The following is a 15,214-nucleotide window of genomic DNA, read 5'->3' on the forward strand; positions in this document are numbered from 1 at the left end:
CTTTGACCCTATTTTTCTTTATTCAAAAAGATTCGATCTCTTTGAATATTCATAATCTGTTCCAACTTTTCCGAACTAGGTTCGTTATTAAGACTTTTCATCAGTTGCTTTGCGCGCTCTTTTAAGAAATTTTCACGCACGCGTTTAAAGCAATCACGCAAGAGCTTCATTTCTATCTCGGCGTCGAACTCCTGGTCAGACTCGAGGCTTGGCCCAAGCTGAAAAAGAAATTCAGGATGATCGACGTATGAGACGAGGAGACTGGTCAATTTATCAAACTTATCGAGATCTTGTCCATATACATCCGTCGCCTTTTGTAAGATCTTTTTGACTCCTTCGTGAGCAACACTTTCCAGTATTTTTTCATTCACAAACTGATCAAAATTGGCACGACTTTTGAGTACCAATCCTAATAGCAGAGCTTCCGCTTTAGAGGCGCCTTTGAGGCTGATTTTTCCTGCCTCTACAGTAGAAGACACCTCAGAAGTGGGCTTCTGGTTAACGGAAGGAGTTGGCTGCACCGTTCTAGTCATAGCCGGACGGTTCTGCGAATATACAGGTCCACTGCTTTGTAAGCCCACAGCTTGACGCAACCAGGGAAGGGTAACACCCATCTTTTGCGCGGCTTCAGCGAGATACAAATCCCTTAAACGCAGATCCGGAATGACTTCAAAAAGAGGTTTCATTTTATCCGCAAGCTTCACTTTTTCAGAAGCTTCGCCCCGATAACCTTCCATCCATCGCGCTAAAATCATTACGAATAAATCCGGCGCCTTGTCGAGCTCTGCTTTAAGAGCCTCAGCTCCGTATTTCTTCACGTAATCATCAGGGTCCATGTTGTTTGGTAAAGTAAGACCTTTTGGATAAAGATCAGCCGCAAGCAAGATTGGAAGACTGCGTTCTGCTGCTTCCATTCCGGCACTATCACCATCAAACAATGCCACCACGTTTTTCGTCATTCGCTTTAGCATTTTCCCGTGGTCCGGAGTCAGGGCAGTTCCCATGGTGGCAACCACATTGCGAATGCCTGCCTGATAAAGTGAAACTAAATCCATATAGCCTTCGACGATCAAAGCTATATCTTCGCTGCGAATGTAACGAGCGGTCTGGGAAAGACCGTAAAGGACTTTGCCTTTAATAAACACCGGCGTTTCAGGCGAGTTTAAATATTTTGGTTCGTTTTCTTTTTTCTCTAAGTAACGTCCACCGAATGCAATGGGTTCACCCATCGGAGAAAAAATGGGGAACATCAAGCGGTCTCTGAAAATATCAAAGTAACCGGGTTTGTTTTGACGAGCTTTTACTAAACGCACTTCTTCGGCAATAGCGATTGGAATTTGTTTTGAAAGCAGATGCTTTTCTAAACCATCCCATGCATCAATGGCGTAACCGATACCGAATGTTTCAATGACTTCCTTAGAAAGACCGCGGCTAGCGATGTATTTCTTTACCGGGTGATCGGAATGCATGCTGTGCAGTTGTTCTGAAAAATAAATAGCAGCTAGCTTATTTGCTTTTAACAACAACTTCTTTTTTTCGACGGCTTGATCACGAACTTCCGGATTTTTTTCAGGAGCCGGCAGTGGAATGCTAGCGCGATCGGCTAGATATTCGACGGCTTCTGGAAAACTCATCCCTTGGTAGTCGCGCAGGAAACTAAAAATGTTTCCTTTTTTGTGGCAACCAAAACAGTTATAGACTTGTTTGTGCTCTGAGACTGAAAAGGACGGCGTTTTTTCGACGTGATCAGGGAATGGACAGCGACCCATAAGGCCGGCCCCGGCTTGTTTTAACTGAGTATATTGGGAAATAATGTCGACGATATTATTCGCCTCAGTCACTTTTCCAATAAAATCTTCAGAATATCTCATGCCACATCCACAACAAGACGTTGAACTTAAGTCCAATTAAAAACAAAAAAGACCCATCTGTTTCAAAAGTTGCCTTTTTCACAAATGAATCTTTTTACGTCTTTATCGCTTAAGCAAGTTTAGACTTAATAACTTCGCTAACGATTTTGTTGTCTGCGGTACCACCGGATTTCGCGATGACTTCTTTCATCACAGGACCCATGTCCTTCACGGTTTTAGCACCCAATGCTGCAATAACTTCTGTTACAAGAGCTTCGATTTGTTCACGACCCATTTGCGCTGGCAAATAAACTTCAAGAACTTTCAATTCAGCAGACTCTTGATCAACTAGATCTTGACGTCCGGCTTGTTGGAATTGATCGATAGATTCTTTTCTTTGTTTAACTAGCTTCTTAAGAACTGCCATAACGTCATCAGCAGTGATGGCTTCAGGGCGAACTTCGATTTCACGGTTTTTGATCGCAGCTTGGAGCATACGAAGCGCTCCCAATTTTGCTGAATCTTTTGCGATCATGGCAGCTTTAACGTCTGCGCTGATTTTTTCTCTGATTTCCATTAAAACCTCCAGGTGCAGATAGAACAGAGGCGACCAGTGGCCGCCTCTTAAAAAGTACTAAATCCCGAATAAACGGTAATTAGTCGTTCCAGCCTTTTCTTGATTTTTTAACTGCGCGTTTACGAGCAGCGATAGACTTCTTTTTAAGTCTCACAGAGGGCTTTTCAAAGTGTTCACGTTTTTTAACTTCAGAAAGGATTCCTGCTTTTTCGCAAGATTTTTTGAATTTTCTGAAAGCAGATTCAAAAGACTCACCGTCTTTGATTCTAACCATTGCCACGACAATCACCTGCCCTTCTAATGTGGAAATAAGAACCAGAGTGTATAACAAAGCAGCATCTGGGGGGCAAGTTTTGAGGTCTTAACGCATAGAGCTAATGGCGTTATAGGCCATTTTTTCAAGGTTACACCACGTATTTAAACCGAAAATCGACTGAAACGCCCGTCAATTAAGCCTAAAATATCGAAAACACAACTCAAACTCTAAACTCCTAAAAGGTGCCTGGCACCTTTTTCAGTCTACGGTGCAGCATTCTTGAAGGGCCTTCAGATGCCTTTATACCCATTTAACGGGGGATCGTTTATAAACGTAGGTTCCATGTTTAAAGGAGTTTTGAACATATGATGGAAGCTTTATCGAACCCGCAACTTTGGATCGCCTTTGCCACTCTTTTTGCTTTAGAGCTGGTACTAGGAATCGACAATATTATTTTCATTTCAATTCTTTCTGGCAAATTGCCTGCCCATGAGCAGAAAAAAGCGCGTACTACAGGCTTAGGCTTGGCAGTTGGAACGCGTATTTTGCTTTTGCTTTCTTTATCTTGGATTATTGGACTAACAGCTCCTTTATTTTCAATGGCGGGTCATGAAATTTCGGGCCGCGATCTGATTCTTCTTCTTGGTGGTTTGTTCCTTATCGTCAAAAGTACGATGGAAATTCATCACAAGCTTGAAGGTGAGGCTGGCAGCACTTCAAAGGGAGTCGCTCATTCTTTTAGCGCCGTGATTCTGCAAATTTTGCTTTTAGATATCGTATTTTCTTTGGATTCTGTGATCACAGCAGTGGGTATGGTTGATAATATTACTGTGATGATCGCTGCCGTGATTGCATCAACCGCGGTGATGATTTTTGCTGCTTCGCCAATCAGCGACTTTGTAGATAAACACCCTTCACTTAAAGTTTTAGCATTAAGCTTCTTATTAATGATCGGATTCACACTGATTGTTGAATCTTTAGAAGTTCACATTCCTAAAGGATATGTTTATTTCGCTATGGCCTTTTCTGTCTTCGTAGAGTTTCTTAACATTCGTATGCGTAAGAAAGCTGACCCAGTTAAGCTTCGCGAAATTGTTACCAAGGAAGACTAGTGATTGATACCCGTGATGATGAACAATGGATGAGATTTGCTTTAAGTCTTGCAAAAAAGGCCGCCCACAAAGGGGAAGTCCCCGTGGCGGCACTTTTAGTAGGACCGGAAGGCTTAATTACCCAAGCGATCAACACACGGGAGCGTCAACAAACTCCCATTGGCCATGCAGAGCTTTTCTGTTTACATAAAGCCTCGCAAAAAAAAGGCAACTGGCGCCTAAACGAGTGCACACTTTACGTTACATTAGAACCTTGCGTGATGTGCGCAGGAGCCATTCAACAATCACGTGTTCAGCGCGTGGTTTATGGCGCCACGGATCCAAAAGGTGGAGCGGTAAAAAGCCTATTTCAAGTCCTAAATGATGATCGCCTTAATCACAAAGTTGATGTCACTTCGGGCGTTCTCGAAAAAGAATGCAGCGAACTTCTTCATGGTTTTTTCCAGTCCCGCCGCGATGAAGAAAAGGCAGAAAAAGCCCAAAAAGTTTATCGCAAACGAGCTTCCGTTATCGTTGTTCATAAAAATAAAATACTTGGCTTTAATGCCGTAGATCCCGTGTCCCAGGAACCCTACTTTTTCCTTCCTGGTGGCAGAGTCGAAGACGGTGAAACGCCAAAAGAAACTGCCGAGCGTGAATGCCTTGAAGAAACCGGGTACCGTGTGCGCGTTTTAGAAGAAACCGCGTTCGAAAGAAAATATGACTTTAATTGGAATGGTGAAATCCATGCCTGTGATACGGTTTTTTATGTCGCTCAATTAGATGAAGAATGGTCTGAACCTAAAGACGTTCGCGATACTGATTATCACCAAGGTGTTGATTGGATTGAGGCTAAAAACGCTTCAGATGTTTTTTCGTATAATAAAGACATCCTGTGGGCCGTGCAAAAATTGCTGAAAACCGCTCAAAAGAAATCCGCCTTGCGCTAAAAATGGGGGGCTGTTACAACGAGCCTCTTATGACTACGACAAAATTTACTGACCTCCCTTTGATTGCTCCCCTTCAGTTCGCTTTAAAAGAAGCAGGCTATGAACACCCAACACCAATTCAGTTGGCGGCTATGCCTATTGTTCTTGAAGGAAAAGATCTTCTTGGAATCGCGCAAACAGGGACTGGTAAGACAGCTGCTTTTTCATTACCTATCTTGCAAAACTTATCAAAGCATCGCACTCGCCCAGAAAGCAAATGCCCACGCGCTTTAATTCTGACTCCGACGCGTGAACTTGCGATTCAGATTCATGAAAATATCGAAGCCTACGGAAAGCACTTAAACCTAAAGCACGCCGTGATCTTTGGTGGTGTTGGCCAAAACCCGCAAGTGCGCGCACTTCAAGCTGGTGTTGATATTCTGGTGGCGACCCCGGGCCGTTTGATTGATTTGTTCCAACAAAAATTCCTGCGTTTAGATAAAGTTGAAATCTTCGTTCTTGATGAAGCCGATCGCATGCTTGATATGGGTTTCATGCAAGACATTAAACGCATCTTGCCTTTGCTTCCTAAAAAGCGTCACAACCTGTTTTTCTCGGCAACCATGCCGCCAGAAATTGCTAAACTTGCCCACAGCATTTTAGTGGATCCAGAAAAAGTGGAAGTAACACCGACATCATCTACCGCTGAAAAAGTGGATCAAAAGGTGATGTACGTTGAAAAGAAAGATAAGTTAGATCTTTTGATTCATCTTCTTAAAGACAACAATCTTTCGCGCGTTTTAGTTTTCGTGGCGATGAAACACGGTGCAAATCGTGTTGTTGATAAACTTGTAAAAGCTGGCATTGAAGCTGCCGGTATTCACGGTGATAAATCGCAGAACGCCCGTCAAAGAGCTTTAGAAGAATTCAAAACAGGCGATGTGCGCGTACTGGTAGCTACGGATATCGCTGCTCGCGGAATTGATATTGATAACATCAGTCACGTGATCAATCTGGATGTTCCACATATTCCTGAAAGTTACGTGCACAGAATTGGCCGTACCGCTCGCGCTGGTGCAAGTGGTGATGCAATTTCATTCTGTACTGCTGAAGAAAAATCGTTCATGTTCGCAATCGAAAAGGTGACTCGTCAAAAAGTCGAAGTGATTAAGGATCAGCCTTATCATTCAGTTGAAATTGAAAATGCAGCGGTTGTAAGCCCAGGTAAAGCAAAAGCGATGCTTGAAGGCCAACGCATGGAAAACAGAGCTAAGAACTATAAAAGAAAACCCCACAGAGGCCCTGCTGGTGGACCAAAACCTGGTCATGGTGGCGGTCACGGCAAAGGTGGCGGCGTCGGTAAAGGCAAAAGCGGCGGATTTAAAAAATTCGGCGGAAAGAAGCCTGCGGGCAAATAGATTCTAAAAAAACAGGAATCCAGAAATAAAAAAGGCCAAGATCACTCTTGGCCTTTTTCTTTTTAATATAAAAAACTAAAACTATTCTTGAGATTCTAATCGGTAACCCAACGAAGGAACCGCTACGATACGACCGTTAAACTTATTGATCTTGCGTTTAAGGTAGTTGATTTGTGAATCCACGTTACGTGAAGTCACTTCTGTATCGCCCCAAATTTCAGTCAGACATTTTTCACGAGTCACTAGATTGTTTTTACCAGCAACAAGAAGTTTCAAAATATCGAATTGTTTTGGCGTTAAGTTTACTTCTTCTCCGTCAACGAAAACTTGGCGAGAAAGAAGATTCATACGCAAATTCGCAGCCGTTAATTCAGAAGCCATTTCTGGTTCTTTATCATTTAAGCGCGCTTTAATTCTAAGGATAAGTTCTTTCACGTGGAAAGGCTTAGAGATGAAATCATCAGCGCCTGTTTCAAACGCTTTAATTCTTTCATCAATAGTCGCTGCACCGGAAACGAAAATGATCGGCGTGTTTTTAGTGCTTTCGTTTTCACGAATAACACGGCAAACATCCACGCCCATCATGCCTGGCATTTTATAATCTAAAAGGATTAGATCCGGCTTCTTATCATTAATGAGCTTTACAGCTGCATTACTGTCAGATGTGTAAGAGCATTCGTATGTAGAACTAAGGATCTCTGCAAGCAACTTACAGCTTTCCTCGTAGTCATCTACAATCACGATTTTTTTGGCGGTCAAATCCTCACCTCTAAAAGGGGTTTCATTAATTAGTGCGTTCATTCTTGAAACGTCTCCTTCTGTCACATACCTTTAAACTTAATCTGCTTTTGTTCAAGAATTCTTTTTAGTTGATCCCTTTTATCACCTTGTATCTCAATTGTACCACCATTTTCAGAGATGGTATGAGTTCCTCCAACACCGCACTTTGCTTTCATTTCTTTACATAGGCCCTTAAGGAAATCTTCGTTTTTTGGAAAACCATCCATAACTGTAACGGTTTTCCCACCGCGCCCGTTTTTCTCAATGCGAAATTTAACAGTATATTGACCGGTCACTTGTTCTTGCGTGATACACTTGCAGTCTTCTTTTAGAACATTACACTTTTCACAACGAACCTGATCTTTCGGATCCGTACTATAAACTAACCTGGTGTTTTTCATTACCCTTTGCTTTCCTCAGTAGCTGCATTAGCGCTCGGTTCTTCCCCAAGCTTGTGGGTTGTATACTCTTTTCCATCGAATCTAAAAAGCTGCGGAGTTTCATCCATCAAAGTAGCTAAATTCACTGGACGTTTCCACATTTTATAAACGTTCTTCAGTGTCTCGCTCATGAAGTCAGGTTGCATATCAATGCCTTCATGAAGATGGGTTAGCAATAGCTCGCCGCGGTTCTCGAAATTCGCATCTTCAATGCGGATGATCGGCTGTCCAAAGTTAGTCATATGGAACAACAATTGTGCTTTGATTGCCTTAAAATCCTTGGTATCAACCTCGAATTTTTGAGTCTTCTTATTAAATTTATAAACAAAGAGTTTATTTCTGACGCAGAAGTCCTCTGTTAAGAACTGGTCAATAAAAGTGACATCATTACAAACTTTGCGAACTTCAAAAATCTTATCGCGCCCGAGTCGTAAATCACGATTCCAGTTCTTTTTCTCGCGAACATCGTCGCACTGTTCCCATTCTCGTCCGAATTGTCCCTTGTTCCAACGCTCCTCGATATCACGGAAAAGCTCGATTCCCACTTTATAAGGATTGTATCCATTCGGAGCCATCGCCATTGTTCCGCTGTGATGATCAGCGAAATCAATAATCTCTGAATCATCTAGGATTTTGGTCGTCATTAATTTTGAATGCCAATACGAAGCCCAACCTTCATTCATGGTCTTCGTCATTCCTTGCGGAGCAAAGTAGTAAGCTTCATCACGAATGATTGTAAGAACATCCACCTGCCAATCCGTCAGCGGAGCATGATGAATGAAGAAATTTAAAACATCTCTTTCTGGTTCACGTGGAAAGCGATTGGCTTTTTCAAAAGCTTCTTGTTCTGCTTTCTTTCTTTGTTCTTCGACAAATGAAGGCGGATTAATATAATCACGCATGTAAGAGCGGTCTACCCGTAGCAAATAATTTGCTTCTTGCGGGCGAGAGTCTTCCACTTTTACCACAGACTTTTCCACATACGGACTATAGCGATCGATCAGGTTTTCTAACGACAAACACACGTCGATAAAATTTTCGACGACATCAATTCCATAGCGGTCCATGTAGCGACGAATGCGAGTCGCATGATTCGCCATCTGATCCATCATCTTGCGATTGGTTTTAGAAAACCAAATGTTGTTCTTAAAGAAATCGCAATGCCCGTACACGTGGGCCATTACAAGTTTCTGATCCATCATTGCGTTTCCTTCCATCAGGTACGCGTAACAAGGATCCGTATTAATTACCATTTCGTAAATTTTTGAAAGACCGTATTCATAGCTCTTAGAAAGATGTTCGTACTCCATGCCGAACTTCCAGTGAGGATAGCGCACCGGAAAACCGCCATAGGCAGCAAACTGATTGATTTGATCATAGGTAATCAATTCGAAAATAGTTTCGAAGCAATCAAGGCCCGCGTCTTTAGCAATCTGGCAGATTCTTTTTCTTTCGGCTTCTAATTCAGGTGTCAAGTTAGCCATGGGGCCCCCTGTACTTTACTTTCCCTTACCAAGGAAATCTTTGATCGAATCAAGGATCTTATCGCGGTTTTCAACTTGGCTAAGGGTAAGTCTATCATCCGTGCCAAATTCTTTTTGCAGGTCTTTTAGGAATTGACCGCTGCCGTATTTACTTTCCACTTGCCCGTAACTAAACACGTTACAATTCGGAAGAAAGAATTCAGTCAGCATCTTAATACATAATCTTGTGTCTTCACCGGACCAGTTATCACCATCACTAAAATGGAAAGGATAAATGTTCCACTCGTGAACCGGATAATCTTGCAAGATGATCTCTTGGCAAAGTTTGTATGCAGAACTGATTAAAGTACCGCCCGATTCACTGGTTCTAAAGAAAGTATCTTCATCCACTTCTTTGGCAGCAGCATCATGGATAATGAAACGAGTTTCTAAACCCTTATAATGTTTCTTTAGCCATGTATTGATCCAAAAACTTTCTAAACGAACGATTTCTTTTTGTTCATCACCCATTGAGCCCGACACGTCCATCATGTAGATCACAACTGCTTGCGTTTGCGGCTGGTGAACTTTCTTGAAGGACTTGTATTGCATGTCCCGACGGATCGGTAAAACCAAAGGCTCTTCAGCGTCGTAGGTGCCAGCACCAACCATACGCTTTAAAGCTCTTTTATAGGAAGATTTAAAATGACGAAGCCCCTCAGGTCCCACCGGAGCAAGGCCTGTGAACTTCGTTTTCATGGAATCAATATTTTTTGCGCCTTTAGGTTCAATGCGCGGTAGTTGCAACTTCTCACCAAGAATGTCGGCAAGTTCATCCATTGAAAGTTCAACTTCCAAAAGATGTTCCCCAGGTGCTTCACCAGCTTGGCCTTGACCGCCTTCGCCTGGGTCACCCACGTCTTGACCGGGCTGACCTTCACCTTGGCCGACCCCACCTTGTTGTTTGGGACCGTAGCGAAAATTAGGGATATCAATGCGTGGAAGTGGAATTTTCACAAATTCGTTTTCACGCTTCCCGATCATTTCGCCTTGAGAGACATACTTACGCAGGTCTTCTTTAACCTTGCCCTTTACGATCTCTCTAAATCTATTATGGTCTTCCCGTATAGACATTATTTATTCTTTACGTCCCCTCGGGCGAAGATACTTGCAACGTAGTGAAGCACGTCAGTTGCAGAAATTTCGTCATACCCGAAGTCCTTGATGAGACGAGTTTTAACGATATCAATTTTTTCTTGAGTATCTTTGTCAGCCACGTTGCTAACTAATGTAGTTAACTTGATGCTGTCTTTCTGATCCTCAAATAATTTTAATTCGATCGCTTTATGAAGGCGTTCGTTCATTTTGTAATTGAACTTCTTACCTTCCAAAGCCAAGGCCCCGATGTAATTCATGATCTCGCGACGGAAGTCATCTTTGCGCGATTCAGGAATTTCGATCTTATCTTCAATCGAACGCATTAAACGCTCATCCGGTTCCTCGTCGTTACCAGTAAACTGGTTACGAACTTTTTCACGTTGCGTGTAAGCTTTCACGTTATCGATGTAGTTCGCGCAAAGTCTTTGCATCGCACTTTCATCGGCACTGATTGCTCTTTGCACTTCGGCCTTTATGATCTCTTCGTATTCTTGCATCACCACGCCAAGAAGTTCCTTGAATTCCGTTTTCAACTCTTCATTAGAAATGAGCGAGTGATTTTTTAAGCCGGATTCAAGTTCCTTAAACACCATGAACGGATTCACAGAGCCTTTGTTGGACTGCTGAGCCGCCACTAAAGCGTTTGACAACTTATCTTGGATATAACGAGCCGAAATACCTTCTAAACCTTCGCGGTTGGCTTCCTTACGAAGCTCACGCACGTTGTCTTCCGTGTAGTTCGGTAATGTTTTACCGTTATACAGTTTTAGTTTTTGCAAACGCGTTAGGTTTGCTTTCTTAGGTTTTTCTAAACGAGTTAAGATAGCCCACATCGCTGCCATTTCAACCGTGTGCGGAGCGATACTGATTCCGCGAACTTTTTGGGAATTGAAATCACGCTTATAGATGTTGATTTCATCTCTCCAACGAGTGATGTACGGAATATCAATTTTCACAGTACGGTCACGAAGGGCTTCCATGAATTCGTTGTCTTGAAGACGACGGTACTCTGGCTCATTTGTGTGACCGATGATTACTTCATCGATATGGGTTTGCGCGAATTTTTTTGGCTTCACGCGATGTTCTTGCGAAGCACCCAGTAGATCGTACAAGAACGCTACGTCAAGTTTCAGAACCTCAACGAACTCAATCATGCCGCGATTAGCGACGTTGAACTCTCCGTCAAAGTTAAACGCGCGAGGATCTGAATCAGAACCGTATTCAGCGATCTTACGGTAATTGATATCACCAGTTAATTCTGTCGAGTCTTGGTTCTTTTCATCTTTAGGTTGGAAGGTACCAATACCAATACGGTCAGCTTCTGAAATGAAAAGTCTTTTCACGCGAACGTGGGAAAGAACTTGCATTAAGTTGCCTTCGTATTTTTCCATCAATGCTTTAAAAATGAACCTTGAAGGAGGACTTAGTTCACCATCTACGTGAACACGGAAAGATCCGTCTTGGCCTTTGTTGATAGAGTCATAAACCGATTGGCGCATTTCTTCTGGAATCAAAAGAAGCGGCTCTTCGTTCATCGGTGAAGGGAAAGACTTAACACCTTTACCCAAGATACCATCAAGTTCTAATTTTTCATCAATCCATTCAAAAGTGTACACCGCACCTTGTTTTTGGTGAGAGTAGCGCTCTAAGCCTTTTTTAAGCATGCGGCAGATCGTTGACTTCGCACTTCCCACCGGGCCGTGAAGTAGGATCACACGTTTTTCCGTACCGTATCCTAAAGCAGCGGCTTTAAGTACGTTCACCAGTTTCATCAACTGTACGTCCAAACCAAACACGGCATCTTTGCCGTTATTGAATTTATCATCGAAGAATTTATAGCGAACGACTTCTTTTTTGAAATCGATGTACGTTTCAGTGCCTTCTTCAACGATCATGTCGTACATGCGCTGGTAAGCATTGCGCGTAATTTTTGGATTTTCTTTTACTAGATCGAGGTACTCCTCGAAGGTGCCACTCCAATGCTCTTTAGCTTGAGTGCTTGAGTTCTGCCAGTTAGTGACCAACGAATGAAGATCAATCTTAGAGGCCATAATCTCTCCCGGTGATAAGGAAAAAACCTACTCTTCTTAGATTATGCCTCAAAGCTAGACGGTTAACGAACTATTTAATTTATTTGTATTGCTTTGAACCCCGTAGGCTGTTTCAAAGTGAACAGACCTTCCTTGAACTGGACTTCAGTCTGGGGAGCACTAAACTGCCACTGCATTTCTAATTGCGGCGCCGTAATGACCACCTTCTTTTTACCTTCAGTTCGATCTGACCATTTAACACTGATATTTTTTTGTAAATTATCACATTGAGAAATCAGGCCTAGAGTATCAAGACTGCACTTCCATCCCATGCCACTTAACGGTTCATCAAAAGCAATGCGCGCAAGATTCATCGGGTGCAAAGATAAATTCAACACGCGAGAAATTGCAGCTTCGGTGTTCGCTCCGGAGTAAAAAGTTTTTTGTGGAAAGTTTATGTAAGAGATTTCAGATGGATTCACGACAACACTTGCCACTTGAAAACCCATCAACGCCGAAATTTCCAAACGCAGGCTTTGGTTTTTAACGGCATAAACATCAATAGTCAGAGATTGATTTTTATTCTGCTTTAAATTTTTAACTAAGGCCTTGGTTTCCCATTGGGCCTGTTCATAGGGACCCTCTTTCACTGGCTTAGTGACACAGCTAACAGTTAAAAAGGTTAAAAAGAAAATTAGAAAATAATTGCTCTTCATCATCATTGCCTTAGCATAGGGAAATGAATTCTTTTAAACAAGCTCTGAATCAATTTAAGGCCACCTGGAAGCTAAGCCTTGCCTTTGGCGTCTTAGTGACTGCTTTTATCTTTTTAGTAAGGGACCTACCTTACGTCAGCGCTTTTTTAATTTCCTTAGGCTTTTTAATTTTTCAAGATGTCGCTAGTCATTTTATTACTGCAAAAAATTTTCAGACAAACTTTAGTTATCTTAAGACGCACCTCCCGGCATATATTATTACTTCATTCATTCTTTTGCCTACTAGCGTGCTCTTTGGATCGGCTTTAGGGATTTTACAAAGTCCCAACAATCTTTTTGTAACGGCCTCATTGGCATTAGGTTTATTGATCTTGGGTGTGTATTTTTATTTTGTTCTTAGCCAGTCACTACGTCGGCACATTGAAACAAAAGAAAGCCTGGCTAAAGCCATCGACGCTGTCGGACTGGCTTCGGTAAAGCAGTTTCAGCTATATTTACCTTTAAGTTTCTATTTTGGATTATTTATTCTAATAGCCGGAATGACATGGGGAGCGGGACTTATCGTCGCGCTCCCCATTATGTTTTATGCTAATCACTTTTCTTATTTGGAATCTAAGGCTGCTGGTTTTCTGCAGCGATAGCGCCATCTACAGAAGCTGGCAAACGAGGATTTGCTAGCTCTTGTCTTTCGATCGCGAAGATCTTATTGCGGATTTCTTCTACTTTTTTCTTATCCGTCTCTAGGTCCGCGGCTTTGTGATACATTCTTTTCGCTTTTTCAACCATGCTTTGCTTAAAGTAAGCATCACCCAAGTGTTCAGCAATAATACTTACTGTCGCTTGATATTTGTGAGCCGCTTCTAAGAACTTGATTGATTCAGCAAACTTGTTTTGTTTGTATAAAATCCATCCCAAAGTATCTAAAACGTATCCATCTTTTGGTTCAATCGCTAATGCTTTACGAGCTAAACCTTCTGCTTCCGGCAGATGGACGTTCATTTCTGCATAAGTGAAGGCAAGATAGTTCATGCCTTGAACATGGTTTGGATCTACTTCTAAAACTTTTTTCATTTCACGAACTACGATGTCTTTGTTACCAAGACGGTCGTTGATTGTACCAAAGTAAAAGCGCAGTTGAGCGTTTTCAGGAAACTTCTCTAAACCTTGCTCAAGCACTTTCGCAGCCGCTTTATAGTCATTCTTTTCATCAAGCAAAGACGCATAAATTGCATACACTTGCGGTTGGTCATGACGATCTTTTAAACCTGACTGAGCCACTTCGATAGCTTCATCAAGACGACCTAAACCTTTTAGCAAATAAGCTGCATGAACAACCGCTTCGCCAAAGTAAGTGCTTGATACCGGAACTTTGCGATATTCTTTGATCGCCAGTTCAGATTTTTGCATCTCTTCATAAACAGCTGCTAAATAAAAACGAACCTTGTCTGAATCTGGTGCTTCTTTAAGAACTTCCTGCAATTTAACCACTGCAGTATCAAAGCGCTTTTGTTCAATAAGGATCAAGGCCATCTTCATGCGCACGTTTAATGGTTCATCAGAATCAGCTTCCACGATTTCAAGTTGCTCGTAAGCTTTTTCGTAGTCACCTTTTTCGATATAATGCTGTGCTAAGATTTCAGCAATGCGTGAACTTGGCGAGTTTTCTTTTTGGAACTCACGGTACATAGCCAAAGCTTTCGCTTCGTTTTTTTGTTTCGTATAAAGCATACCCAAAGAAATCACCGCATCTGAAAAATCAGGCTTTAACTCGATGGCCTTTTTGAATGAAGCTTCAGCCGCTTTTTGGAATTTACCATCAGCTTGTTCCAAACGAACACGGCCAATATAGTAATGCGCCAAGTGTGGTGTCGCGTATTCAGAATTTTTCAATAAAGACTCAAAGTACTTTACTGCTTTGTCTGATTGCTTTTGCTCAGAATACAAAGCACCAATGTAAAGCGGGGCTTCCGTGTTTGACGGCTGCAATTTCAAAACTTCAGAATATTCTGCTAATGCTTTAGGATAAATTTTTAAGGAAGAATAAAGACCACCTAACAACAAACGGGCTTCGATATTCTTTTCATCTTTCTTTACAGCTTCCTGAGCTTGAGTTAACGATTCAGAGATCATGCCTTGTTTAAGATATTCTGCCGCTAAACGCATGCTAACTGCTGGCGACTCTTGATCGTAAACTAAAGTCATTTTGAAAGATTCGATCGCTTTTGCTGAATTGCCTTCAAGGCTGTACGCTTCACCGGCTGCAAAATAGTAATCAGCCTGAGTGCGCATATAAAGAGGATCTAACGTCGCTGTTCCATCTGCCGCAACAACTGCTGGAGCAAACGAAGCAGGAGCCCTGTTTTTATCATCAAAGGAGGCCTCATAATACGGAGCTTTGTCGGCTTCATTGGTCGTGAAACTCGCACAGGCCGTGAGGTTTAATAAAAGTAACAGGATTGTCGCTGTCCTAGTTTTGGAAAGATGCATTAGCTCTCCTTGATACTAG

14 protein-coding genes are annotated in these 15,214 nt (G+C 42.2%); 4 read left to right on the forward strand and 10 right to left on the reverse strand.

Translation table 11 applies throughout. From position 1 onward, the window contains the following. Window positions 1–8 precede the first annotated feature (8 nt). The 3 genes from dnaG to rpsU all read right to left on the reverse strand — a co-directional run bounded on the left by dnaG (window position 9) and on the right by rpsU (window position 2,707). Window positions 9–1,871, reverse strand: a complete 1,863-nt coding sequence (dnaG, locus tag MNR06_RS10895) for a DNA primase (protein ID WP_243535948.1) — start codon at window positions 1,869–1,871, stop codon at window positions 9–11. Between the two features lie 109 nt (window positions 1,872–1,980). After that, on the reverse strand, window positions 1,981–2,427 hold the full coding sequence (locus MNR06_RS10900; protein ID WP_243535950.1) for a GatB/YqeY domain-containing protein: 447 nt from the start codon (window positions 2,425–2,427) through the stop codon (window positions 1,981–1,983). A gap of 79 nt (window positions 2,428–2,506) precedes the next feature. Further along, on the reverse strand, window positions 2,507–2,707 hold the full coding sequence (gene rpsU, locus MNR06_RS10905; RefSeq protein ID WP_096000879.1) for a 30S ribosomal protein S21: 201 nt from the start codon (window positions 2,705–2,707) through the stop codon (window positions 2,507–2,509). 341 nt (window positions 2,708–3,048) lie between these two features. On the opposite strand from rpsU, the gene MNR06_RS10910 reads away from it, so the two are divergent. Genes MNR06_RS10910 through MNR06_RS10920 form a run of 3 tightly spaced genes read left to right on the forward strand, consistent with a single transcriptional unit; the run spans window position 3,049 to window position 6,121 of the window. After that, entirely contained in the window at window positions 3,049–3,795 is a 747-nt protein-coding gene (locus MNR06_RS10910; protein WP_243535951.1) for a TerC family protein, read from the forward strand. Then, a complete protein-coding gene (gene tadA / locus MNR06_RS10915) occupies window positions 3,795–4,724 on the forward strand; it encodes a tRNA adenosine(34) deaminase TadA (RefSeq protein ID WP_243535953.1) in 930 nt (309 codons plus the stop codon). Before MNR06_RS10910 ends, tadA begins: the two co-directional genes overlap by 1 nt. Before the next feature lie 29 nt (window positions 4,725–4,753). Then, window positions 4,754–6,121: a DEAD/DEAH box helicase gene (locus tag MNR06_RS10920; RefSeq protein ID WP_243535955.1), complete on the forward strand. Its 1,368-nt coding sequence runs from the start codon at window positions 4,754–4,756 to the stop codon at window positions 6,119–6,121. Between the two features lie 81 nt (window positions 6,122–6,202). Here the strand turns inward: MNR06_RS10920 and MNR06_RS10925 are convergent, their stop codons facing one another. From MNR06_RS10925 to MNR06_RS10950, 6 genes are all read right to left on the reverse strand, one after another. Then, a complete protein-coding gene (locus MNR06_RS10925) occupies window positions 6,203–6,922 on the reverse strand; it encodes a response regulator transcription factor (RefSeq protein ID WP_243535957.1) in 720 nt (239 codons plus the stop codon). Window positions 6,923–6,942: 20 nt separating this feature from the next. Beyond that, complete coding sequence (locus tag MNR06_RS10930; protein ID WP_243535959.1) at window positions 6,943–7,302, reverse strand: translation initiation factor; 360 nt, start codon at window positions 7,300–7,302, stop codon at window positions 6,943–6,945. After that, window positions 7,302–8,825: a SpoVR family protein gene (locus MNR06_RS10935; RefSeq protein WP_243535961.1), complete on the reverse strand. Its 1,524-nt coding sequence runs from the start codon at window positions 8,823–8,825 to the stop codon at window positions 7,302–7,304. Before MNR06_RS10935 ends, MNR06_RS10930 begins: the two co-directional genes overlap by 1 nt. 15 nt (window positions 8,826–8,840) lie before the next feature. Further along, entirely contained in the window at window positions 8,841–9,938 is a 1,098-nt protein-coding gene (locus MNR06_RS10940) for a DUF444 family protein (protein ID WP_243535963.1), read from the reverse strand. Beyond that, window positions 9,938–12,013: a PrkA family serine protein kinase gene (locus MNR06_RS10945; RefSeq protein ID WP_243535965.1), complete on the reverse strand. Its 2,076-nt coding sequence runs from the start codon at window positions 12,011–12,013 to the stop codon at window positions 9,938–9,940. The genes MNR06_RS10940 and MNR06_RS10945 overlap by 1 nt, the downstream gene beginning before the upstream one ends. A 74-nt stretch (window positions 12,014–12,087) precedes the next feature. Then, window positions 12,088–12,711 carry a DUF4292 domain-containing protein gene (locus tag MNR06_RS10950; RefSeq protein ID WP_243535967.1) on the reverse strand — a complete coding sequence of 208 codons (624 nt, stop codon included), beginning with the start codon at window positions 12,709–12,711 and terminating at the stop codon, window positions 12,088–12,090. Window positions 12,712–12,731: 20 nt separating this feature from the next. On the opposite strand from MNR06_RS10950, the gene MNR06_RS10955 reads away from it, so the two are divergent. After that, a complete protein-coding gene (locus tag MNR06_RS10955; RefSeq protein WP_243535969.1) occupies window positions 12,732–13,349 on the forward strand; it encodes a hypothetical protein in 618 nt (205 codons plus the stop codon). Here MNR06_RS10955 and MNR06_RS10960 read toward each other — a convergent pair. Continuing rightward, window positions 13,321–15,195 (reverse strand): tetratricopeptide repeat protein, encoded by a 1,875-nt coding sequence (locus MNR06_RS10960; RefSeq protein WP_243535970.1) that lies wholly within the window; start codon window positions 15,193–15,195, stop codon window positions 13,321–13,323. The genes MNR06_RS10955 and MNR06_RS10960 overlap by 29 nt on opposite strands. Window positions 15,196–15,214: the final 19 nt, after the last annotated feature.

It is taken from the genome of Bdellovibrio reynosensis, from assembly GCF_022814725.1.
Taxonomy (GTDB): Bacteria; Bdellovibrionota; Bdellovibrionia; order Bdellovibrionales; family Bdellovibrionaceae; genus Bdellovibrio; species Bdellovibrio reynosensis.